Source organism: Pseudoalteromonas sp. TAP-3C (assembly GCF_059888565.1).
On record NZ_CM187618.1, the window covers coordinates 997890 to 1022180 of the forward strand.

Sequence of the window (24291 nt, forward strand, 5' to 3'; positions counted from 1 at the left end):
GCAGGTTGTGTGCCATGTTTATATATGTTTATAGTGCAGGTTTAATCCAGCTCTAAAAACTTTCTCATTTTGGGTAATTGTGCCAACCCATCTTCATACCCAATTTTTATTAAATGCTGGGTGTAGCGTTTTTCAAATAATAAATAGCTGGTTAAGCTCGACTGTGAGCGTTTTTTTACCCCGATCATCCGCAGCAATACTTTTATGGCCCATGGCATATCTTCGTAATACTGTGCAGCAATAACATTAAAATTTTGTGATGGGTTAATAATAAAACTGTCTATTTGAGCTAACTCTTGATTTTTTTGCTCCTCAGGCAATAGCGCTAGCGTGCGGTTTATTCGGTCTAATCGCTCTAAATCTGACTGCATTGTGTCGGTAAATACGCTGTCGAGTAAGTGTCCTGCAACGGCAGATAACCCTGGGAAATGTGCTGAATAACCGGGTGGATGAGGTTCCTTTGGTTGTTCAACGCCAATAATGAATATTTTACTTGCCCCTAAGTGGATAGAAGGGCTTAAAGGTGAAAGTTGATGTATTGAGCCATCACCAAAGTAATGGTTATAAATATTTACACTGGGGAACACCATAGGAATAGCACTTGATGCCATTAAGTGATCTACGTTTATCCGTGTGGCGCGCCCTTCGCGTTTTGCGCGTTGCCAAGAGTTTTGTGTATTCGACTGAAAAAAAGCAACAGAATCACCAGTTGTATAACTAGATGCTGTAATTGACAGCGCCTCTAAATAGTCACGATGTAAGTTACGTTCAATGCGATGTAAATCAAGTATATCGTTTAAAAGTTTTCGCAAAGGGCGATTATTTAACAGACTGGCTGGCGGGTGATTAATATGCTCAGATTGAAAACTGGTTAAAATATTACGGGTAATATGACCAAACACACTCAAAAAGTCACTTTTATAGACCATGGAAGTAGAAAAGTTTTTCCATACTGTTTCTAGTTTTCTAACTGCTAAATGCATACAAGAGGCATAGCACGCCAGTGCGGTTGAATTAATTGCACCAGCAGAGGTGCCATTAATGATTCTAAAGGGCAGTGGTGCGGTTCTGGGCATACTTTGTGCCAATGCCTTTAAAACCCCGACTTGATAAGCCGCTCGGGCACCACCACCCGTTAACAGTAATGCTATTTTAGGTTTACTAGTATCGACTTGCTTAATTTTCATATAACGTGTTTAAACTGTTTACTGTAATCGCTTTATTTATCCACTGTAAGTCTTTAAGCTAGAAGAATCAAAGGTTACATTAGCTACATTAATAAATAGTAGTGTAAGTTATGAATTAAATCTGTTTAGGGCACTCTAAACGGTATCGTGTTTTTATATTTATGGAGTTCGTATGTCAGATAAACCATCAGCATCAGATGTTCAAAAACGTCCACCGAATAACAACCTAATACTTGCAGGTGTTATTTTGCTACTCATTATTATTGCCGCTGCGTTTGTGTTACTAAAGCCAAGTGAAGCGCCTGAAACAGTCACTCAGATTGAAACGTCGACACAAGAGCAGCCAGTAATGGAGTATAAACCTGAGAACGACCCTGTAGTAGGTGCTCCTTCGGTTAAACCACAAAAGCCTGTTGAGTCAGCGGTTCCTGCTCAGCGCCCTAAAGTTGAGCCAGAGTCTGAAGTTGTGCCTTTACCGGCGTTAAATGACAGCGACCCTGTGGTCATTGCCAAATTAGATGAATACCTAAGCGATGCGGCGGTTAGCCTAGTATTAAATGATGATATTATTCGTCGTGGCGTGGTGTTTGTCGATAATTTAGCAAAAGGTAAAGTGGCTAAAAAGCACACGCCAGTTGCAAAGCTAGAAGAGGGTTTTAGCGTAAATGAGGGCGATATTTTAACAATCGATCCTAATAGTTATGAGCGCTACACCCCTTATGTAAAAGTGCTTACCAGCATGAGTGCCGCACAAGCGGTGCGTTTATACAAAGAATATAAACCGCTTATCAATAGTGCATACACTGAAATTGGTTATGGGGATGGTGAGTTTACTCAAACTTTAGAAAATGCTATTGACCTACTGCTTGATACCCCAGAGCCGAAAGGAAACTTACCTTTATTGCGTGATTCAGTGACCTATCAGTATGCGTTTTCTGAGTGGGAGCAATTACCCGCAGCGCAAAAACAACTTTTACGCATGGGCCCAGAAAACATGAAAAAAGTAAAAACGGCGCTACGTAATATAAAAGCGCAGTTAGAGAGCAACTAAATATCCGATTTAACACTTAAATAGACCGCGATTGTATATGAAGTATGCAATCGCACTTTCTTTTATGATTATCCCTTGAATAACAGAGCAAAAGTAGCGATAATCTCAATCGCGCCAACCAAGGCCCTCAATGGTAGTCTTATTGGTCCTCTCGCAACACTAGCAGGCAAACCTGGTCAGGCCCGGAAGGGAGCAGCCACAGTTTGTGACGTGTGTGCCGAGATGTGGCTGGTAAGACTGCCACCCAAATTCCCCATTTGGGTGTATCAAAACTTCATTTATCCACTTCTAAATTTTTACTTTTACAAAAACAACACAAAAACCATCAATGATCCTCTGCATTCGTAAGCAAATTGTAGTACTAGGTTATTGAAATAGGTAGATGCACAAACGATTGGTGACTAAGCTGAGTATTGACGCTATTTCGCCACTTATCCGAAGTGCAGATGTTATTTCGCTAAAAGCATAATGTCCGAGTAATCCAACGGCTTGTTCACGCAATGAATTGGGGGTTGGAGCCTGACGACTATTCCTGTTGCTACGCCAGCATTCAAAAGCTGTTGTGAGGGTTGATAAGGGATCTATACCGGTGATCATTGAAGATGCTTGATTTTATTTAAAATCAGGATCATGCTCATCCCATGAAAATAACGCTCACCGATGACCAGAAAAAACAGCTCGAAACCCAGCATGCTCAAGCGCGTGATGGTCGAGTTCGCGATCGCATAAAAGCGGTACTTTTCGCCTCTGAAGGCTGGTCGACTATTATGATTTCTCAAACGTTACGTATTCACGAATCCACCGTGCTGCGACATCTTGCTGATTATACCTAGTCGGATAAACTCAAGCCTGAAAATGGCGGTTCATAAAGCCATTTATCCGCTAAACAAACGGCTGAGTTAATTACCGATTTAACGGCGCATACTTACCAGTATAACCATCAAGTTATCACCTACGTGTTAGCGCAGTTAGGTGTTAAATACTGACGAATCCCCACAAAATAAAAATTAATGGTAGACTCTCATGATTATTTGTGATCAAATTTTTTCACTATAAAAAAACTCACTCATAATCATGAAAGCCACCGAAATATTACACAAAGATATTGCCATTGCCTACCCTGAAATTCATAAAACACGTTTAAATACAGTCTTTACGTTTGTTAACTCAGGCTTGCGTGACCAGCGCGTTACTGTCACTTACCTAGGCCGAGGATTAAAATCATTTTCTAATACCGATAAAAAACATGATATTAAACGCGCAGACCGTTTGATTGGTAATGCTAACCTGCATCAAGAACGTCTTTGTTTCTATGAGCATATGACCGAATGCTTAGTAGGCCAGCAACAACACCCACTTATTATCGTTGACTGGTCACCTATTAATGGCGGCGAAATATTTCAAGTGCTCAGGGCAAGCATACCAATGGGGGGAAGAGCGTTAACGCTCTATGAAAAAGTGTATCCTGAAAGCGAATTAAATACCGAAGCGGCTCATCAACACTTACTCGATAGCTTGGCACAGTGTTTACCTGCAGATTGTCAGCCTATTATTTTATCTGATGCTATTTTTAGAACGCCATGGTTTAAAGCCATAGAAGATAAAGGCTGGTATTGGCTTGGGCGCGTCAGAGGCAATGTGACCTTATCTAGCGACCTTGAGACATGGCGAAATTGTAAATCATGGTTTGAGCAAGCAACAGGTAAACCACACCTTCTGACACAGATTTACTACGGAAAAACAGTTCGTTTCGCGTGCCAAGGTGTTTTGTTTAGAGGGAAAAACAAGGGACGTAAAAAAATCAAAAAACGGGGTGGGCAATCTCAATGTACAACGGTTAAATACCAACAACAAAAGGCCAAAGAGCCTTGGCTACTTGTGTTTAATTTACCTACACAATTTACAGATAAGCCTCAACGGATTGTGACTTTATATAAACAACGTATGCAAATAGAAGAAAGTTTCAGAGACACTAAGAATGCAAAACTTGGCATTAGTTTAGCCTTTGCAAATTCAAGAAGCGCAGAAAGGTTTGATAATTTATTGCTCATAGCGGCGTTAATGTTGTTTGTCTTATGGTGCATAGGGTACACCGTGTCGGCACAACAAGGGGATGCGGCATTACAAGCGAATACAGAGAAAAAACGACGAGTATTGTCCTATATTTATCTTGGCAAAGAAGTGGTTGATGATCCTAGGTATGAGCCTGATGGGCAGTTCATTATTTATGTGTATAGCCAGTTGTCACTTCTGACTATACAAATTGATAATTTAGGCTAAATTCGTGGGGATCTCTCAGTTTTAAGTCATTAACGCGCTACGAACTTGAATGGCTGATCATGCAGCTAACCCTATTTTTATGGTTCCTGTTATGGGCTTAAAACAGACTTACTTAAACTTGGAGATTAAATTTTGTTTACCAATATTCCTGTGCCTGCGCGCCAGAGCAATCGCAGCACTGCACCACGCACCATGCTGGCTATGGCCATTGCCGCTGCGATTGCCGCTGCGATTGGTGCTGCACCTTTTTCGGTTTTTGCGCAAACCAGCGAACAAAGCCAGAACCCTGCTCAAGACGCTAGGCAAGATAAAGCAGCGGATGTAGTCCAGCTTGACCCTGTGCAGGTGCAAGGCAATTTGAGCGTAGAGCGCTCTGCACTAAAAGCAACAGAACTAAAACTTGTTGCGCCTAATGCCATGGAAGTGATTGAGGGCGAGCAGTTACAGCAATACAACGAACAAGCCTTGGGCGATGCCTTGCGGCGCTTACCCGGCGTAACTTTTGAAAAAGCCAACCGCACACGGGAAGCCCGTTTGCGCGGTCTGCCGGGCGAGTACACGCAAGTATTGATTAACGGCCGACCTTTGATTGACGGTGAATCACGCCGTAATTTTGAGCTTGACCGTATTCCAGCGGGCTTGGTCGAGCGGATTGAAGTGGTGCGTTCACCGCGTGCTAGTATGCAAGGGCAAGGCGCTGCGGGCACGATTAATATCGTGCTGAAAAACGGCGTCGACTTGCCGCAACAGAGCGAACTCACAGTCGGTGGCGGCTATTTAGATGACAACGGCAGCCAAGGTGAGCTGGGCTTTTCGACTGGACAAAAAATTGGCGCGCTAGAAATGACGCTGGCAGGCTCTATCCAGCAATTTCGGCGCAGCGAAACCAAAGACGAGTTCGAATTTGATGAAACCGGTGCCCCCGATGGTGGCGAGCTGGACTTTAATCAAAGACGCTTTGAGCAGGTGAATATTATCCCGCGCTTTGCGGTAACCAGCGATAGCGCCGGGCGTTTTGAGTTCAACCCGTATTATATGAAAACCACTGAGTTTCGAGACGACACTAAAACAAAGCTGGAGGATGACCAGCTCACCCCAAAAGAAGTCAAAGACGAAGATCGAGAGCGTAAGCGCGAGGCCTATGGTTTCAACGCGGGTTGGGCGCGGGAGATGTCTGCTGAGTCTAGTTTAAAAGCCACGATAGACTGGCAGCAAGGCGAGACCGCAACCGAGCGCGATGCCCTAAAAAATAAACCGGGCAAAGCACCAGAAGACGAGCAGCGCAGTGAGCTGATCGAGCTTTCACTGATACGCCCAGAACTGATATTTTCGCACCAGAGTGCAGCCCATGAACTCAACCTTGGCGCGGGGCTTGAGTTGCGGCAGCATGATGAGCAAAACGCCAGCGTGAAAAAAGGAGTGCCTCAAGCGCCAAAGCAAGACCGAGTGTTTGAAATCGATGAAGACGTCACTTTTGCCTTTGTCGAAGATATTTGGCAATTAAATAAGCGTTTGCAACTGACCACCGGGCTGCGTATCGAAGACTCTAAGACCCAAACAACCGATTTTTTTGGTGCAAACACCTCACAAGACGCAACCTTTTTATTGCCCTCTGTTAATGCCATTTTTGAGCTTGACGCAAGCACCGACCTTCGTTTCGGAGTAGCGCGTACCTTGCGTCGTCCTGATCTACGAACGCTCACTCCATCGATTAAGGAAGAAGACGGCACGGCAACTAAGGCAGATGTAAAAGGTAACCCGCTGCAAGAGCCTGAATCCATTTGGGGGCTTGATATTGGCATCGACCGCTATTTTGACGATAGTGCGGCCTATGTCTCTTTGAATCTGTTTGCTCGGCAATTTAACGATAAAATAGAAAGCATATTAGACAACAGCACCGGGCGCTTTATCGCTACGCCTGAAAACGTCGGCGATGCCAGCGCAATGGGCGCTGAGTTTTCTTTCCGCACAGCAGCCGATGTTATTAGGTTGCAAGGTCTGTCGCTGTGGGGCAACGCCGGTTACATCGATTCAACAGTGGATCTGCCCGACGGCAGTGAGCGAGCTTTCCTAGGGCAGGCAGATTTCGTTAGTAATCTTGGGGTGGATTACGCTCTGACCCCATGGAAAACAACTTTTGGCCTGTCGCTCAATTTCGTACCATCGTTAGATCAGACTCAGCAGCTCAGTGGTGGCGGCTCGCTTGCGCAATCGATCAGCTCACGTACGCGTGTTGACCTGTCGAGTCAGACAGAACTGACCAAGAATCTGAGCCTGACAGTGAGCCTCACCAATTTACTTGGAGAGACCACGCAACAAGTGAGTCGAGAATTCGATGGCACAGGCGCGCTCGTATCGACGATTCGCACCGATGAGCCAACGTTTCGCACCTTTTATGCTCGGGTAAATTATCAGTTTTAACCCTGAGAGATCCCCACGAATTTAGCCTAAATTATCAATTTGTATAGTCAGAAGTGACAACTGGCTATACACATAAATAATGAACTGCCCATCAGGCTCATACCTAGGATCATCAACCACTTCTTTGCCAAGATAAATATAGGACAATACTCGTCGTTTTTTCTCTGTATTCGCTTGTAATGCCGCATCCCCTTGTTGTGCCGACACGGTGTACCCTATGCACCATAAGACAAACAACATTAACGCCGCTATGAGCAATAAATTATCAAACCTTTCTGCGCTTCTTGAATTTGCAAAGGCTAAACTAATGCCAAGTTTTGCATTCTTAGTGTCTCTGAAACTTTCTTCTATTTGCATACGTTGTTTATATAAAGTCACAATCCGTTGAGGCTTATCTGTAAATTGTGTAGGTAAATTAAACACAAGTAGCCAAGGCTCTTTGGCCTTTTGTTGTTGGTATTTAACCGTTGTACATTGAGATTGCCCACCCCGTTTTTTGATTTTTTTACGTCCCTTGTTTTTCCCTCTAAACAAAACACCTTGGCACGCGAAACGAACTGTTTTTCCGTAGTAAATCTGTGTCAGAAGGTGTGGTTTATCTGTTGCTTGCTCAAACCATGATTTACAATTTCGCCATGTCTCAAGGTCGCTAGATAAGGTCACATTGCCTCTGACGCGCCCAAGCCAATACCAGCCTTTATCTTCTATGGCTTTAAACCATGGCGTTCTAAAAATAGCATCAGATAAAATAATAGGCTGACAATCTGCAGGTAAACACTGTGCCAAGCTATCGAGTAAGTGTTGATGAGCCGCTTCGGTATTTAATTCGCTTTCAGGATACACTTTTTCATAGAGCGTTAACGCTCTTCCCCCCATTGGTATGCTTGCCCTGAGCACTTGAAATATTTCGCCGCCATTAATAGGTGACCAGTCAACGATAATAAGTGGGTGTTGTTGCTGGCCTACTAAGCATTCGGTCATATGTTCATAGAAACAAAGACGTTCTTGATGCAGGTTAGCATTACCAATCAAACGGTCTGCGCGTTTAATATCATGTTTTTTATCGGTATTAGAAAATGATTTTAATCCGCGGCCTAGGTAAGTGACAGTAACGCGCTGGTCACGCAAGCCTGAGTTAACAAACGTAAAGACTGTATTTAAACGTGTTTTATGAATTTCAGGGTAGGCAATGGCAATATCTTTGTGTAATATTTCGGTGGCTTTCATGATTATGAGTGAGTTTTTTTATAGTGAAAAAATTTGATCACAAATAATCATGAGAGTCTACCATTAATTTTTATTTTGTGGGGATTCGTCAGGTTTTAACCCTTAATGATTATTTATAAAGCCCAGTTGAATGACCCAAGCCTAATAAGCTATTGGCATTTAACTGCTGCTTTTTATAATTAAACACGCGCGTTTTGTTTGTCACCCAATTTGGGCAGAAACAGCCCCTCTTGCTACAGAAAATCTTAAAAATAAGAGTAATATCATGCAGAAAAAAAAGCGAAACAAGCGCCTTATCCAATGGCTTGGCAAGTATCACAACTACTTGGGGCTTGTTTTTGGTGCTTTAATTATTCTAGCCTCGCTTACTGGGATTTTCCTGAATCACGAAGACTTTTTTTTGAGCCTAGGTAAAACCGAGGCGCTTGAACCAAAGGCAACGGTCAACCAATTTGAACCCTTACTCGAAACCGGTTCACTGCCTTCGGCGGCGATTAATTTTGAGCAAGCCTTAGCGCTCGCTTCACAGGTATATGGCGAGAAAATTCCCTTGGATAAAATCGAGCTGAAAGACGACAACGGTCAGCTGATTTATAAAATTCGCACCCACAAGCAATATGGCAAAGAGCGTGAAATTGTCATTAATGCTTTTACTGGTGAAGCCGTGCTGCGTGAAGAAGGTGCTTACCTACTAAAAAATGTTGCATCGCCTGATCAGGAAGATCTGGCTGGGATCGACTGGCCAAAACTGATCGAGGCAATTCATACAGGTGAGTTTTACGGTGGCTTGTGGGGAAAGCTACTGATTGATTTTTGTGCGCTAGTGATGATCTTTCTGAGTTGCTCAGGGATCTACATCTGGTCGACAAGGCGAAAGCGTTCGTCCCGCAGGCATCGAAAGCCTCTGGCTGCATTTAAATAGCTCTTAAAATACATCGGATTTCTAAATTTATAAGGTAAAACACCATGAGTAATAATAACGCACAGGCGGTGGAGCCGCTGATACAGCCTGAGCCTGACATCACACAGAGCGCAGCAGGCCAGGCAGAAATGGTGACAGAGCCGGCAAGAAGCTGGATCAGCGATGCTCTGGCGCTGCTCGACACCGGCGGCCCGGTGGTGATACTACTGTGCGTCATGTCGGTAATTGCGCTGGCGCTGGTGCTGGTTAAACTCGCCCAGTTTCGGCGTGCGCAATTGTGGCAGCGGCAGCCTGCTGAGCAGGCCTTGGCGTTGTGGCAACAGGGTAAAGCAGATAAGGCGTTAACCGTGGCCGATGCTAGCGCTAATCCCACCGCTCAGGCGCTGGCCTGTGCTATTCGCGGTATCCGCCGTGAATTACCGCAGAGCGTCGTGCGCGAAGAAGTGTTGCGCTACGGTAGCAATGCGTTATTTCATTTGCGAAGCGGCTTTCGCCCACTGGAAGTGATCAGCTCGCTAGCGCCCTTGCTGGGTTTGCTGGGCACGGTACTGGGCATGATTTCAGCCTTTCAGCAACTGGAGGCGGCTGGCAACAAGGTCAACCCAGCGATATTATCAGGTGGTATTTGGGAGGCGCTGCTTACCACAGCAGTCGGTTTGTGTGTCGCTATTCCGGTAGTGGCATTACTTAATTGGTTGGAGCGCTGCGTAGATCATCTAGCCCACGGGATGGATAATCTAGTGACGCAAGTTTTTACCGAAGATTTATCGGCGGCGTCTGAACCTGCTGCGCAAGCTGCTGACCAAGTAGAAAAAGTAACTATTGCCGAGGCGAAGCCCGATCAAAAACGAGCACAAATCGCTGGGCGCAAGAGCAGCTTAGACACCAACAGCCATGCCCACCCTACGCCCGATGTTAGCCATGAAGCCAGCATTTAGTGTGCCTGCCAAACTGGCAGAAAAACAGCCGCGACGCAAAAATATCATCAGCCTGACACCCCTGATCGACGTGGTGTTTATTCTGCTGGTGTTTTTTATGCTCGCTTCCAGTTTTATGGATTGGCGATCCATCAGCCTAGATACCGCACCCGCAGGCAGCACAGCCGTTTCAGAAACACATCCCATGCTTATTGTGGTACGTGGTGATGAAGTTTTTCTCAATGAGAGCCTGCTGAGTTTGGATGCCTTGGTTGCCAAGGCACAGACGCGGCAACCGGCCAATCAACCCGTTAGCCTGCAACCTTTGGAAAACACCCACACCCAACAATTGGTGCGGGTGCTGGATGCGCTGAACAAGGCGGGTATTGCGCCGCTGAAATTAATCGATGACCCCAACTGGTCGTTTGCGCAAGCTGGCGATACGGTAAACAAGACAAGCCAGCGAGGCAAAGCCGATGCACTTCCCTGATCGTCGCCCCGACCAAACGGAAGAACGGATTCTGCCGCTGATTAATGTCGTTTTCCTACTGCTGATCTTTTTTATGATCGCTGGCAGCTTGACAGTGACTGAACCCTTTGAAGTGGATCCGCCGGAATCCGTAAGCCAGGGCGAGCACGTACCCGATTCTTTAGTAATCCTGATGGGTTCTAAAAACCGTTTCGCTCTGAATAACCAGATCGTCGATGAGGCCGCTCTGCTGATCACATTACGCACGCGCCTAGAGCAACAGCCGGAATTACTGGTCACCGTTAAAGCGGACAATACCTTGCCCGCCAATCAGCTGGTACGTTTTACCCAAGCGCTGAACGACGTCGGGCTGAGCAAGCTGCGCCTGTTAACCGAAGAGGTGGCGCCATGAGAGAAGCGCCTTTTGCATTGAGCAAACCTTGGCTATTGGCAGCCTTGTTATTAGCGGCCGGATTGCACATTGGCGTGGCCGCGTTACTGTTCTGGGTGCCATCATCGACCGAGGGGCAGGCCATTGCCGCAGGCACGGGCGGAATTGAAATCTCCCTTGGCCCCGCTGGCCGCTCGCAGGATGGCCCCGAAAACCGCAAAGGCGAAGAAAAACCTGCACCGATAGAAGAACCTGAACTGCCGCAGGAACAGCCAAAGCCGCAACCCACAGCACCTCAGCCAAAACCAGAACCTCAGCCCCAAGCCGTTGCAACAGTGGCCAAGCTGAAACCGCTGGTCGAACCCCTCGCGCCCCAACCGCAGGCCATACTGGCGGGTAACGCTGGTAAAACCGGCAACACAGAATACAATAACACCGGGACAGGAGACAACACCGCTGGTGGCGGTATTCCCGGCAGTACCCAGGATTATGCAGCCACTTTATTAGCATGGTTGGAACGCCACAAGGAATACCCTAGAAGCGCCCGAATCCGCCGGCACCAAGGTAGGGTACTTTTGTATTTTGTTATAAACCACGGTGGCAAGGTATTGAGCCAGAGAATCGAACAAAGTTCCGGCTATAACAAACTGGATGAAGCAGCCCTCGCGATGCTCGAACGCGCTCGACCACTGCCCGCCATGCCGGATTCCATTGACAAGGAAACCCTGGAGCTGGTGGTGCCGATAGAATTCTTTTTACGTTAGTAGAAAACAAAAGAAGACAAAAGGGGAAACAAAAAGGACAGGCATAAATTTATTCCACAGAATAAGCTGCCTTTAATTTCATCGAAAATATAAGGCATGTAAAAAATTACATTATTTATTAAATATTCGCGAAGTTAGTAAGGTATTACTGGTAACAGGTAAGGTCAAATTTCAGGCAGGTAAGATTAACCGCGCATGCTGGGCGTTTTAGTAATGAACATACTTAAAATAGCTGGTTTTAACCTGTGCCTTTGTACCATTTTACGTCACTTTTTGCTGCATGCTGTTTTAAGCACTGCGGTGCGCCTGCAAAATGTGAATATTGGCGTCTAAAGTGTTTTATTGAATTCAACCATACCGCTTCGTCTAAATCTAAAGTTGCGAGTATTTTGGGAATACTGTTATCAATATGCCCTTTTTTTTGTGGATTTATATGCCTGCCACTCCAGTCGACTAATGCTAAATAATCAATTAAAGCAAAGGGGATGGTGTGTTCAATATGGTTGCCTGCGAATGGTTTTAACTGTGCAGGCTGACCTAGATGTGGAGAGTTATCTTGTTGTTTATAAACGTTATCTGTGTTGTTGTCATTATTTTGTTGTGCTTGAAAATGAACAATACGTTCTTGTATCGAAGTGAAGTCGCTGTCTTCAAGGCTATCAGCGGCTTTTGCTCTGATAGGGTTAAGGTCTACGTACGCCATGCAGCGTATAATTGATACAAGGTCTAATAGCCCTTGCGATTTATATCGCCCTTCCCAGTATTTACCTGTGCAGTTATCTTCTTTGTTTGCTTCACGCGCAATATATTCATTTAGGTTTTTCATGTACCAGCTAATGTCGTACAGCCGTGCTCGCCATATTGCAATGATTTCGTCAAAATGATGCCTGCTTACGGCATCTAACGGTTGACCTTGTTTATATTGGTCAACGAGAGTGTGGCCGCGATATAATTTACACCAACGAGTAATAACTTCATCGTCACTCCAATTTAGTGCATGTGGGCGATTAACTTTTACAACAAGGTGATAGTGGTTACTCATTACAGCGTAGGCGGCAATTTCTATGGCAAATATGGTACTTAAATGCTTAATCCGCTCAATAAGCCATGCCCTGCGGTGGTCAAAGTTTTTACCTGTGTAGGGGTCGTCACCACACAAATAAGCTCGCCTTACACACCGAGCAATTAAGTGATAGTAAGATGTTGAAGCCAAATCAATGAGGCATTTTCTTGCTCTTGTCATGCTAATAATCATTATTTTAACTGGATATAATAACAGTAGTTTAGTTTGAGGATTTTACAATTTTTTTTATGCCTGTCCTTTATTTTCTGTCCTTTATTTTCTGCTCAATAATTAAGTGCATACTCAGTGAAGCTGATCAGCCAAACCTTGTTTTTTAAAAGAGCGTGCGAAAGAAAGTAAAACAAGGCAGAGTAAAAATAGCTTGGTTTTTACTCTGCCTAAAAAATTACATAGACTCTAGTTTCATACCGCGTGTTTCTTTAATGTATTTAACCACAAAGAACACACTAATAAATGCCGAGACGGTGTAAAAGCCATAAGCGCCTGCTAAACCAATACTACCAAGCATAATAGGGAAGGTCATAGTAATAGCAAAGTTGGCTATCCACTGGGCGCTGGCAGCGACTGCAAGGGCTGCACCACGAATACGGTTATTAAACATTTCGCCAAGTAATACCCATACAATTGGGCCCCAGCTTAACCCAAAAAATACCACAAACAGGTTTGCCATTATTAGCGCAAATATGCCCATATTTTCACTAAGTGCTAATTTGCCTACTTCATTAAGGCCTGCGCTTGCGAAGGTATAAGTAAGCGCACTTAAACTAACAAACATACCTATACTGCCTACCAGTAATAATGGCTTACGACCCACCTTGTCAACTAAGGCAATAGCAATAAAGGTAGACAAAATATTAGTAGTACCGGCCAGTACATTAATAAAAAGTGATTGTGACTCATCAAAGCCAGCGGCCTGCCATAGTTCTGAGCCATAATAAAATACCACGTTAATACCCACAAATTGTTGAAAAACAGACAAGGCAACGCCGACCCAAACAATAGGGTGTACTTTTTTACTGCCATCAATAAATAAGTCGCGAATACTCGGTTTTTTATCACTTTGCAAAGACTGCTTTACATCACTAATTTGTGTATCGGCATCATCATTTGAAATTTTGCTGAATACACTTTTAGCTCGTTTTAGCTTGCCTTGTGCTACTAGGTATCGTGGTGACTCAGGGATAAAAAGTACCCCAATTAAAAACAAGCCAGCAGGCACTAGTTCAGCCCAAAACATCCAGCGCCATGCAGCTAAATCTAACAGTAAAATACCCTCAGCCCCGCCTGCGGCATTAGCAATTAAGTAGTTACTTAAAAAAGCTGCAAACAGACCCAGTACAATAGCAAGCTGCTGAAGTGTCGCTAAGCGGCCGCGTAAGCTAGCAGGGGCAACCTCTGCAATATAAGCCGGTGCTAAAACCGAGGCTGCACCTATACCTAACCCACCAAATAAGCGGTAAAAAATAAACTCAGCTGAGCTATCAGCAATGCCAGAGCCAAATGCACTGATAGCAAATATAAGTGCAGTGACAATCATAATAGCGCGACGGCCAAATTTATCTGCAAGTGGGCCTGCGGCTAAAGCACCTAGCGCACAACCTAGTAAAACAGAGGCAACATTAAACCCTGTTGCGACACTGCTCGAGTTAAATGTATTACCTAACGCCGATACAGTGCCGTTTATAACCCCTGAGTCAAAACCAAATAAAAAGCCACCAATAGCGGCAACAGCCGATATAAAAATAACGTATAAAAGTGAACATTTTGCCTGTGCGTTATGCTCACCATTAGGTATGTGCTGTGTTGTCATGTTGTTCTATCCTAATTTTTATTATGTGTAATGAAGTGTAAATTACCGCTAAATAATGTGCCGGCAACCTTAGCACACACTGATCACGCTAAAAAAGATATTTCAATAGTAATACGTATGCATAAAAAAATTAATTGCTTTAACGGGTTGGGTTTAATTGAGTTGCTAAAAGTATTTAAATAATTATACTGTTTTTATATACAGTGCGGGCGGTTTTATGAAAAAAGAGTTACCAGCAAAATATTATTTAGCGCATTTTAAAGAGTTGATTGAATTTGTAACCAACCAATGTATGCATTTGCTTGAGCCTAAACATTGCGAGTTTATAAGCAAAGTTAGTCAACTAGATGAGCAAGCTCAGTGTATGTTAGCGCGGGTATATTCTCGTAAGCCTTATTTAGTGCAAACTCAATCGCTAAATTACGAAGAAATACCATCGCCGCATCAGGCTATTTATGCACTAAAAACAGCGGGTATTTTATTTGAGCCAAACACTGCGCATTACGCGCAATTGCTGGCCCATTTAACCAAACCAGCACTGGTAGAATTACTCAATAACCACAATCAACACATAAGCTTTAAAAAAAGTGCTGCTAAGGGCGAGTTGGTTAATATTGCTTGTGATTTTTTTAGCACTTGCCCACAAGCACTTACCTCATTTTATAGCCAATATGTTATTAATAACCGTGAAGATTATTACGAGTATTTTGAATTTTTATTTGCAGGGCGCTTAAGTAATGGTGATGTAAACCATCAGACTCGCTTTGTTATGCGAGATTTGGGATTAACGGCTATTCGTGAAGGACATACCGAGAGTTTGTCGCGTTTTGAAACACTAGAGCAAGCACAATCAAATTATGTTTTAAACCGTTACCGATTAGCGTTTAAAAATGCTGAAAAAGCAAAAGATAAGATAGCTGATGATAAAACTTTTTATCGAGAGCTTGCCCATTTAGTCGTAGCGCAAAAAGCCCATGGAGTGCTGGCGTACGACATTAAAAATAAACTACTGGTTAAGCTTTATAAACAGTTAAAAAATACAGAGAGTGAATTTGCCTTTAGCCTACTTGAAGCGTGCACTGATTGCGCACAAGCTCAGGAAATTCAAATAAGAGAGCAATACCGCCTTGGTAACAAAGAGTGGGTGAAGGCACAATTAGAGCAAATTATCGAAAACCCGCTTACTGATGAGTTACTGTATTTTGCAGATGACTTTTTAATGCGTAAGTTTAATAAGCAAACACGTTCGCGTTTAAGCGATATGCTTGCCCAAACTCAATGTGTACTAGAAATTGACGACATTTATCGAGGGGATGTAGAGCAAGGCGTAAATGTGCATTATACCGCTCAAGGTTTGCAGGTGCACAATACTGAAAATACCCTATGGCAAACTTTATTTGGTTTGGCGTTTTGGCATGAGTTATTTATAGACACACCTTACCCGCCATGCACTGAGTTTGATATTTACCCTCAAGTATTAAAGTGTGGTAATTTTTATGACGCACAACAAACGCAAATAGAGGCGCGCTTGGCTGGGTTTACCACTAATAAGGCATTACTAAATTTAGTATGTAAGCACGCTGCGCTTTATTTTCAGCAGCCCAATGGTTTATTTAATTGGCATAACGAATTACTTGCGCCACTTGAAGCGCTTATTTTAAATAGCCCGCTTGATGCATTAATCACCCATTTAAAAGCTATGGCTAAGCAGTTTTTACAATTAAAAGACGGTTACCCTGATTTAATGATTATTAAAAATGGGCTGGTGTATTTTGAGGAAGTAAAAGCGCCAGGAGATAAGCTACGACGCAATCAGCTCATTACTATCGATAGCCTAAAAAAAGCAGGATTCACGGTACATATTGCTGCCGTTAAGTGGTTTGTAGACCCTGATCGTATTTATAGTGTGGTTGATATAGAAACCACCGGTGGTTTAAAAGGCGGTAACCGCATTACCGAAATTGGCGTAGTTAAAGTGCAGCACGGACAAGTGATAGACTCCTGGACTAGTTTGGTAAATCCGCAGCGCCATATTCCTGGCTTTATTACTAAGTTGACAGGCATTAGCGATAATATGGTTTTTAATGCGCCGGTATTTTCTGACATAGCGCAGCCCCTGCTTGATAAGTTAGCGGGCAGTATTTTTGTGGCGCATAATGTTAATTTTGACTACGGCTTTATTAAAAAAGAGCTAGAAATGATTGGAGTGAATTTTAAAATGCCTAAAATGTGCACGGTTGTTGAGTCACGTAAAGCATTTGCAGGATTAAAGTCATATTCATTGGGTAATTTGTCGGCGCATTTTAATTTAGACTTAACCAATCACCATCGCGCATTAGATGATGCTAACGCCACTGCGCAGTTGTTACTGCTTATTCAGCAAGCAGCAAACGAGTAAACCGAGGCTAATTTTACTTTTTTAAGCTTGGCGGCTAATAGTGAACAGTCTTGCAGCACTATACTTTCAAATCCCCATTGGAAAGTAATAACTGAAAGCTTCTCAAGTTCATGATAAAGTTAAAGTTGCGTTAATAAGTGTGTGATAGTTGCATTTATAAATGCTGTTTTTATTAATACAGTAAGCCATTTTTTGAACTCAATTTTAAAAATAATAAATTAAGGATAATAATGAATAATCGAATACGGGGTATAGTTTTGTTGCTAACTACGGCTTTATTAACCGGCTGTAACTCGTCACCTGTAGGGCTTTACAGCGACAATACAATGAAGAAAAAAGAATATAATGGTGTTAAAGCCTACAGAAAAGGGGAGTTTGAAGAGGCTTTTAACTATTTAGAAGAGCCAGCTTCACTGGGTTATAAGAGCGCACAATACACCCTAGCGTTTATGTTTTTAAAAGGACAATATTTAAAGCAATCAACCAGACTTGGTATGGGGTGGTTGGGTGTTGCTGCGGAGGCTGGCGTTGAAAGTTGGTCTCAGCAATATGATACTTTTTATGCCGCTGCAACAGCACAAGAGAAGAAACAAATAGATGCAATTGTTGCAACTTATATTGAGCAATTTGGTGTTAAAGCTCAAAACATGACGTGCCGTAGGTCAATATCACCGAGAAGAACCTTTGGTGAAATTAAAATAGATTGTAATAAGCACGATGGTGCAGTTACCGTTCATGAAATACAAATAATAGAGTAAAGCTAGGTATTAACTAGCTTTAGCTCAAAGTCACTTTTTACGATATCGAGTGCTTTTAAAACCTCTTCGGGCTCCATATCGTGCTGCTCTAATAGCATAATTAAATCAACCGCGAGTTTTACATGTGTAGCGGCTTGTTCTAGCGGGTTACTCATTAAGATCTTTCTTTTTAGCAATTTGATCAATAGCAAATTTTATCGCTGTGTCAACGCGTTGCTCCATATCCATTCGATCTGCTTGGCTTAAATAAAATACCATATCTACATCGTAACGAATGTAGCGTGGGGGTAATTGGTTGAGCACGGTACAGCAAAAATCAGCCATTACATCTTCATTGTAATGTTCATTAAGGTTACGTTTTTCTATTTCTTCTAGCACCAGTTTTTCGTAAAAATTGTGTATGTCGTCATCTAATCGCATATTTTTGTCACTCTTTTTATTGTATTGTTTGAGTCTATACCAAGGATTGTTATAAATCGAGGTCTTAGCGTAGCTGTTGTTTTTCTACTTGTTGAATTTTGTCTTCGGTGGCCGAAATGGCTTTTCTACAACGACCAAGTCGTGCATGAGTGGTTAATATTTCTTGGTTAAGTTTTTGTGCTTGCGCAGGCGATGCTTTTTTCATTTGCAATTTACGCTCTTCAATCATAAGTATTAAACGCCGTTCAAACTCGTGATTTTGTTTAAGCTCATCATAGAGCTCGTGAGATGATTGCATTATTTTTTGCACCGCTTGTTTATAAACGGGCTGCTTGGCACGAGGTTTGTAATGGCTTTTGTTTTCTTTTACCCAAATAGGGGTAGATTTAATAACATTAAAAACGGCTTGTACTTGGCTGGCAATACGTTCCAGTGCATAGGTGTATGCATGGCGGTGTTCACTCGGTGGTAAGCTGGCTATTTCGTCTTCTATTTCTATTACGTAATCAACTAAGTTCATGCTTTTGGTGCTAAATACGGCTCTGTCAAATAAACTCGGCTGTGCTTGCATATAACGATTTTTAGCAAACAGTTTTGCTTTGTCAAATTGCTCGGCCTGTTGCTTAAGCGTGGCAACTTGTTGGCGTAATTTATCTAAAGCAGCAGGTTGCATATTAAAAGTATGCCTCGTAAATGAGTTTTAATGCTAAAAGTATCACCATAGTGTTAAACACAGGACGAATAAATTTACTGCCAAAACGAATCGCTGAGTGTGCGCCAAACCAAGCGCCAAGCATGATAAAAAAGCCCATAGTAATACCTAATAAAAAGTTTACATGGCCAAGTGCAACAAAGGTAATGAGCGAAATAAAATTAGACACAAAGTTCATTGACCGCGCTAAGCCGCAATTGAGCAATAAGCTCATTTTATAAAGCATGCCGTTTGAAGCTGTCCAAAAAGTGCCGGTACCTGGCCCTGCTAGGCCATCAAAAAATCCTAAGCTTAGTCCCTGTAGCCATTGTTTAACTTTTATTGCCGGCGTTAATGTTGGTAGGTCGTCACTTTGTGTGGTGCTTAAATTACCAAATAAGCTGTAGCAAGCCACTAAAATAATGATGATAGGCAATAATTTGTTTAAAAACTCGATACTTAAATGATCAACAATCAAGGTGCCAATTAGCGCGCCAATGGCGGTGGCAATAACTGAGGCAAACCAAAATTTGGGGTTGAATAATTGCTTTTTATAATAGGTAATACTGGCTGTTAATGAGCCAAACGTTGCTGCAAGTTTATTAGTACCCAGTGTTAAATGTGGGGGCAGGCCCGCGGTTAAAAGTGCGGGTACAGTCAGTAAGCCACCACCACCGGCAATAGCATCAATAAAACCAGCCAAAAGTGCAACGCCACATAAAATAGCCCATGTTGTAGGGTCAAGTGCAAGTTCAAACATCAGTAATCTATTTGTCTTTTAAAAGGTGGTAAGGTGTCAAGCATGGCTTTTCCGTATCGCTTAGTGATTAAGCGCCTGTCTAAAATTGTAATGGTGCCGCTATCACTTTCTTTACGTAGCAGTCTACCACAGCTTTGTACCAATTTCTTTGCTGCATCGGGCACGGTTATCGACAAAAACGGATTACCGCCTTTGCTTTGTACAAACTCAGCTTGCGCTTCTTCTATTGGCGAGGTAGGCACTGCAAATGGAATTTTAGTAATAATCAGGTTTTCTAAATATTTCCCCGGTAAATCAAGCCCTTCTGAAAGGCTTTGGGTGCCAAATAAAATACTGCCTTTGCCCTCATCAATATTTTTAGTGTGTAACTTTAAAAGTGCCTCACGCGACATTTCACCTTGCACTAATAAGTTAAAGCCTTTTGCCCTTAAAAACTTACTCACATGGTCCATTTGCCAATAGGATGCAAATAACACTAAGTTTGCTTTTTTAGTGTTTAGGTATTCAGGTAACGTTTTAGCAATGTGATCGCTAAACTCTTTATCTGTCGGCTCTATACTTGAGGCCGGAATGCGCAACGTGGCTTGTTTGGGATAATCAAACGGTGAGGGCACTTTAATAAATTTAACCCCTTCTTCCTTGGCAAGGCCGCTTTCGTAGGCAAAATGATCAAATGAGCCCAAGGCGCTCAGAGTTGCTGAGCATAAAACAGCACCCGCACATTCGCTCCACAGTTTATCTTTTAAATAATACCCCACCTCAATCGGGCAGTCGCTGAGTAGATGGTCGTGATGGTTTTTATATTCAAGGCGTTTTATCCAGCGAGCGTGAGGTGTGCCTTCCCCCTTAGTTGCATAGCTAAACCATAATTTATTAAGCTGTTCTAAGCGGTTTATGTATTGCCCACTTTCAGCCAGAATGGGGTCGGCAACATAGGATTTAATATCACCGTCGCTTACATCTTGCGTGAGAGTGTCGTGCATTTTATTTAAACACCGTAATGCATCAAGCGTGGCTTCGCTTATGTCTTTTGCTTTTGCGTGTAGCGACTTGGGGATTTCACCGTGTTCAAAGCGGTAGGTATCGTCTTTTGAATATTCAAAATCGGCGTTATCGAGTATATCGCGTACTACTTTTAAATCTTTGTTAGCATCATTAACGCTATCGCATAACTTAAAGTTTTGTCCAATGCCTTTTTGACCCACTAATACTTTAGCCATTTTGCCGCTAAATTTAGTGAGTTTATCAAGCCATTCAATCGTGCCTTTTATAGTCGCCGCGGCAGATGAAAAGTCGCGGGTAATATGGGCAAGGTGATGCGCTTCATCTATTACGTAAATGGTGTTGTCGGGCTCGGGTAAAATTTTCCCGCCTCCTAAATCTAAATCGGCCAACAATAACGAGTGATTAATAACCAATACATCCATTTGCATTAACCGCTGGCGAGCAAGTTGAAATGGGCAGGTTTGATGAGCTTTCATTTGGCGCTGGCAAGCGTGCTTATCGCAAGCAATCAGCCCCCACACTCGATCAGAAATAGTATCGGCCCAGCTGTCTCTGTCACCTTGCCATTTTTTATTTACATAGGCATCGTAAAGTTGCTTTAAACATTTTGTTTCCATGTCGCTCAATGGTGAGGTAAGGGTAGGCATAAATTCCATTTGCGTTTGGCTATCGCTGTTTAGCGCATTATGTAGCTTGTGCGCACAAATGTAGCGTTGGCGACCTTTGACTAAGTCAAATTTAAAATCGAGCCCTGAGTGTTTTTTAAAAAACGGCAATTCTTTTGCTATTAATTGCTCTTGCAAGGCAACCGTGGCGGTTGAAATAACCAGTTTCTTTTTTTGTGCCAATGCCAGTGGCAGTGCACCTAGGCAGTAGGCGAGCGATTTGCCTGTGCCAGTGCCTGCCTCAATAACACAAATACGTTGTTTTTTATGGTACTCACCGGCTAAGGTTTTAGCGATTTCGGCAACTAAATAGTTTTGGCTACTGCGAGGGCGGTAATCGGTTAGGTTATTTGCCACATGCTGGTGTACTTGTCTAATTGTTTTTTTTAGTGAGCTCGATAGCATGTGATGATTGACCTAAAATATGTATATAATTACAGTGCATATATTAAGTGGGATCGAACATTGACACAAGCAATCTATCAGGGCTTTATTTTATCAAGGCAACAATACGCGGCTAAAAATGGCCAAAGTATTACCTTGTGCTATTGGCTAAGCACTGATCAGGGCCCGATAAAAGTGACGATTGAAAACCAGCAAGCGGTGTTTTTTATCCCATTGGCAGAGCAACATACAGCGAATGACTTGTTAACCAAGGCCAATATAAAAGTACAGTTTAATAATGTTCAACTTTGCCATTTTAATGGTAATAAATGTATTGCTTGTTATTTTAACCAACTACACAGTTTATATGCTGCGCGAGCGGTATTAGAACAAGCAATGCCAATTTATGAGGCCGACATACGCCACAGCGACCGCTTTTTAATGGAGCGTTTTATTAAAGGAGGCGTATGGGTTACGGGTAACGCCACCGCTAAAAATGGCTTTATTGAAATTAGTGACGCAAAGTTAAAAGCAAACACCGAGTATACGCCAGCACTTAGCGCTGTTTCGTTAGATATAGAATGCAATGGCGATGGCGTGCTATTTAGTGTAGCACTTGTGGGGAACAGCTTAGATTGTGTATTAATGATAGGGGAGCCACAGCAGAGCGATTCGACATTTGAAATAGACTGGTGCTATGACGAAATTAACCTACTCACCAAGCTGCAGCAGTACATTATAAATAATGATCCCGATGTAATTATTGGTTGGAATGTCATTGATTTTGACTTTAGCCTGTTACAAGAGCGCGCTGAGGCCTTAGGGCTTAGCCTTAATTTTGGTCGAGATAACCAACCTTTGTACATAAACAAAGGCCATTACACTCGGTTAACGCTTCCTGGGCGCTGTGTAATAGATGGCATTGACACCTTAAAAAATGCTACTTATCGATTTGATAGCTTTTCGTTGGCAAGTGTTGCAGAGCAGGTACTTAACCAATCAAAGCTAATAAAAACCGATAACCGACTAACTGAAATTGTGCGCCAATTTAACCAAGATAAACTCGCGTTAGCGGCCTATAACCGCCAAGATTGTATTTTGGTTAATCAAATTTTCGAAAAATTAAAGTTATTTGAATTTGCCATAGTCAGAACCCAAATAACCGGGCTTGAACTGGAACGCATGGGGGGCTCGGTTGCCGCATTTACAAATTTATACTTACCGCTATTGCATCGCAGTGGTTATGTTGCACCCAATTTAGGCGATCATGGGCTCTCATTCGAAAGCCCAGGTGGCTATGTGATGGAGTCGACGCCTGGGCTTTATAAAAACGTTTTGGTACTTGATTTTAAAAGCTTATACCCGTCGATTATGCGTACGTTTTGTATTGACCCTTTAGGGTTAATAGCTGGCTTAAATGCACCAGAGCATGCTATAGCAGGGTTTAATCAGGCGTTATTTTCAAGAACGCAGCACCATCTCCCCAAATTAATTGCACACCTAACACAAACACGTCAGCAGGCAAAAGACACCAATCAGCCGATGCTCTCGCAAGCGATTAAAATTATTATGAATAGTTTATATGGCGTACTCGGCTCTAAGGGCTGTCGGTTTTACGACCCGCGTTTATCGAGTTCTATCACTTTGCGTGGCCACGAAATTATGCAAACAACCCGTAAATGGATAGAAGCGCAAGGCTTTGAGGTAATTTACGGGGATACTGACTCTACGTTTGTAAAACTTTGTGAAGATAAAACCCCCGCGCAATGTAACGACATTGGCCACCAACTTGTCCGTTATATTAACCAAAAGTGGCAAGCTGATTTAAAACAACGTTATAATTTGCAAAGTTATTTAGAAATTGAATTTGAAACTCATTACAGTCCGTTTTTTATGCCAACTATACGAGGTAAAAAAACAGGCTCTAAAAAGCGATATGTGGGGCAAGTAACCAAAAATAATGAAAAAAAATTAGTATTTAAAGGTATGGAAACGGTACGTAGTGATTGGACTGAGTTTGCACAAGAGTTTCAAACCGAATTATTTGAGACGTTATTTACTGACAACTTTGAAATACAACAACTGCATAATATTATAAATAGCTACAGTCAAAAACTTTACAACGGTGAGTTTGACCATAAATTAGTTTACAAAAAGCGCTTGGGACAACACCTGAGCGACTACATCAAAAATATTCCCCCGCATGTTCAAGCCGTTAAAAAATACAAAGCAAGCCACCCCGAGTTTGAAATAAAACGCGGGCAAGCAATTAAATATGTTTATGCAGTAACCGGCGCTGAGCTTTATAACGGCAAAAATACGTTAAATTATCCTTTATACATCCAAAGACAGCTTGAACCTATCGCGCAAATGATACTCAGTGCATTAAATACATCAGCTGAATCTACCCAAGCCACGTTGTTTTAACCTAGTTATGAGCCAAACAAGTGTTTTATAGGTTGTTTTTCGGCTTTAAAATGCTAAACGCAGATATTTTGAGATAACGTGTAAAATAAAAAGTTAATATTCGTGATTCTGGTTACATTATTATTCAAAATAATTACAAAGTTAAAACTAAACTCAATTAAATAAAGATGAATATAATCAATTGCTTAGGTTTTATTTGTAAGTTTGTTTCTAAATTAAAGCCAAATGAGCGCTTAAAAAGCAAACAAAATAAACATTAA

General features: G+C 42.5%; 20 protein-coding genes, 1 other RNA gene and 1 pseudogene. 13 read left to right on the forward strand and 9 right to left on the reverse strand.

Annotated elements, in window-relative coordinates:
- Window positions 1-41 precede the first annotated feature (41 nt).
- On the reverse strand, window positions 42-1187 hold the full coding sequence (locus AC6H44_RS04645) for a patatin-like phospholipase family protein (RefSeq protein WP_500737778.1): 1146 nt from the start codon (window positions 1185-1187) through the stop codon (window positions 42-44).
- A 172-nt stretch (window positions 1188-1359) separates the two neighbouring features.
- Here AC6H44_RS04645 and AC6H44_RS04650 point away from each other — a divergent pair, with 172 nt between their 5' ends.
- The 5 genes and pseudogenes from AC6H44_RS04650 to AC6H44_RS04670 all read left to right on the forward strand — a co-directional run bounded on the left by AC6H44_RS04650 (window position 1360) and on the right by AC6H44_RS04670 (window position 6939).
- Window positions 1360-2238, forward strand: coding sequence for a DUF3014 domain-containing protein (locus AC6H44_RS04650; RefSeq protein ID WP_500737779.1), 879 nt, complete (start codon window positions 1360-1362; stop codon window positions 2236-2238).
- A 140-nt stretch (window positions 2239-2378) separates the two neighbouring features.
- An RNA gene (gene ffs / locus AC6H44_RS04655) (signal recognition particle sRNA small type) lies at window positions 2379-2475 on the forward strand.
- 404 nt (window positions 2476-2879) lie between these two features.
- Window positions 2880-3221 (forward strand): annotated as a pseudogene (locus tag AC6H44_RS04660) (helix-turn-helix domain-containing protein); the annotation flags it as partial.
- Window positions 3222-3312: 91 nt separating this feature from the next.
- Window positions 3313-4518: an IS4 family transposase gene (locus AC6H44_RS04665; protein WP_500736204.1), complete on the forward strand. Its 1206-nt coding sequence runs from the start codon at window positions 3313-3315 to the stop codon at window positions 4516-4518.
- A 132-nt stretch (window positions 4519-4650) separates the two neighbouring features.
- Complete coding sequence (locus tag AC6H44_RS04670; RefSeq protein WP_500737780.1) at window positions 4651-6939, forward strand: TonB-dependent receptor plug domain-containing protein; 2289 nt, start codon at window positions 4651-4653, stop codon at window positions 6937-6939.
- Between the two features lie 21 nt (window positions 6940-6960).
- Here AC6H44_RS04670 and AC6H44_RS04675 read toward each other — a convergent pair whose 3' ends face one another.
- Complete coding sequence (locus AC6H44_RS04675) at window positions 6961-8166, reverse strand: IS4 family transposase (protein ID WP_500735106.1); 1206 nt, start codon at window positions 8164-8166, stop codon at window positions 6961-6963.
- A 265-nt stretch (window positions 8167-8431) separates the two neighbouring features.
- On the opposite strand from AC6H44_RS04675, the gene AC6H44_RS04680 reads away from it, so the two are divergent.
- Genes AC6H44_RS04680 through AC6H44_RS04700 form a run of 5 tightly spaced genes read left to right on the forward strand, consistent with a single transcriptional unit; the run spans window position 8432 to window position 11629 of the window.
- Window positions 8432-9088, forward strand: coding sequence for a PepSY domain-containing protein (locus AC6H44_RS04680; protein WP_500737781.1), 657 nt, complete (start codon window positions 8432-8434; stop codon window positions 9086-9088).
- Between the two features lie 44 nt (window positions 9089-9132).
- On the forward strand, window positions 9133-10026 hold the full coding sequence (locus AC6H44_RS04685) for a MotA/TolQ/ExbB proton channel family protein (protein ID WP_500737782.1): 894 nt from the start codon (window positions 9133-9135) through the stop codon (window positions 10024-10026).
- Window positions 10010-10495: an ExbD/TolR family protein gene (locus AC6H44_RS04690; RefSeq protein ID WP_500737783.1), complete on the forward strand. Its 486-nt coding sequence runs from the start codon at window positions 10010-10012 to the stop codon at window positions 10493-10495. The genes AC6H44_RS04685 and AC6H44_RS04690 overlap by 17 nt, the downstream gene beginning before the upstream one ends.
- On the forward strand, window positions 10482-10886 hold the full coding sequence (locus AC6H44_RS04695) for an ExbD/TolR family protein (protein WP_500737784.1): 405 nt from the start codon (window positions 10482-10484) through the stop codon (window positions 10884-10886). The genes AC6H44_RS04690 and AC6H44_RS04695 overlap by 14 nt, the downstream gene beginning before the upstream one ends.
- Window positions 10883-11629, forward strand: coding sequence for an energy transducer TonB (locus tag AC6H44_RS04700; RefSeq protein WP_500737785.1), 747 nt, complete (start codon window positions 10883-10885; stop codon window positions 11627-11629). Before AC6H44_RS04695 ends, AC6H44_RS04700 begins: the two co-directional genes overlap by 4 nt.
- Window positions 11630-11867: 238 nt before the next feature.
- Here the strand turns inward: AC6H44_RS04700 and AC6H44_RS04705 are convergent, their stop codons facing one another.
- Together AC6H44_RS04705 and AC6H44_RS04710 are read right to left on the reverse strand one after the other, a co-directional pair.
- Window positions 11868-12872 (reverse strand): transposase, encoded by a 1005-nt coding sequence (locus AC6H44_RS04705; protein ID WP_500737786.1) that lies wholly within the window; start codon window positions 12870-12872, stop codon window positions 11868-11870.
- A 226-nt stretch (window positions 12873-13098) separates the two neighbouring features.
- Complete coding sequence (locus AC6H44_RS04710; RefSeq protein WP_500737787.1) at window positions 13099-14523, reverse strand: sugar porter family MFS transporter; 1425 nt, start codon at window positions 14521-14523, stop codon at window positions 13099-13101.
- Between the two features lie 217 nt (window positions 14524-14740).
- Between AC6H44_RS04710 and AC6H44_RS04715 the strand changes: the two genes are divergently transcribed.
- Window positions 14741-16921, forward strand: a complete 2181-nt coding sequence (locus AC6H44_RS04715) for an exonuclease domain-containing protein (protein ID WP_500737788.1) — start codon at window positions 14741-14743, stop codon at window positions 16919-16921.
- A 230-nt stretch (window positions 16922-17151) separates the two neighbouring features.
- Window positions 17152-17679 carry an SEL1-like repeat protein gene (locus AC6H44_RS04720; RefSeq protein ID WP_500737789.1) on the forward strand — a complete coding sequence of 176 codons (528 nt, stop codon included), beginning with the start codon at window positions 17152-17154 and terminating at the stop codon, window positions 17677-17679.
- Between the two features lie 2 nt (window positions 17680-17681).
- Here AC6H44_RS04720 and AC6H44_RS04725 read toward each other — a convergent pair whose 3' ends face one another.
- From AC6H44_RS04725 to dinG, 5 genes are all read right to left on the reverse strand, one after another.
- Window positions 17682-17834: a DUF2496 domain-containing protein gene (locus AC6H44_RS04725; protein WP_500737790.1), complete on the reverse strand. Its 153-nt coding sequence runs from the start codon at window positions 17832-17834 to the stop codon at window positions 17682-17684.
- Window positions 17827-18099, reverse strand: coding sequence for a late competence development ComFB family protein (locus tag AC6H44_RS04730; protein WP_500737791.1), 273 nt, complete (start codon window positions 18097-18099; stop codon window positions 17827-17829). The genes AC6H44_RS04725 and AC6H44_RS04730 overlap by 8 nt, the downstream gene beginning before the upstream one ends.
- A gap of 64 nt (window positions 18100-18163) precedes the next feature.
- Entirely contained in the window at window positions 18164-18772 is a 609-nt protein-coding gene (locus tag AC6H44_RS04735) for a primosomal replication protein (RefSeq protein WP_500737792.1), read from the reverse strand.
- Window position 18773: 1 nt separating this feature from the next.
- Window positions 18774-19550, reverse strand: coding sequence for a TSUP family transporter (locus AC6H44_RS04740; RefSeq protein WP_500737793.1), 777 nt, complete (start codon window positions 19548-19550; stop codon window positions 18774-18776).
- Complete coding sequence (gene dinG, locus AC6H44_RS04745; protein WP_500737794.1) at window positions 19550-21625, reverse strand: ATP-dependent DNA helicase DinG; 2076 nt, start codon at window positions 21623-21625, stop codon at window positions 19550-19552. The genes AC6H44_RS04740 and dinG overlap by 1 nt, the downstream gene beginning before the upstream one ends.
- 60 nt (window positions 21626-21685) lie before the next feature.
- On the opposite strand from dinG, the gene AC6H44_RS04750 reads away from it, so the two are divergent.
- On the forward strand, window positions 21686-24031 hold the full coding sequence (locus AC6H44_RS04750; RefSeq protein ID WP_500737795.1) for a DNA polymerase II: 2346 nt from the start codon (window positions 21686-21688) through the stop codon (window positions 24029-24031).
- Window positions 24032-24291: the final 260 nt, after the last annotated feature.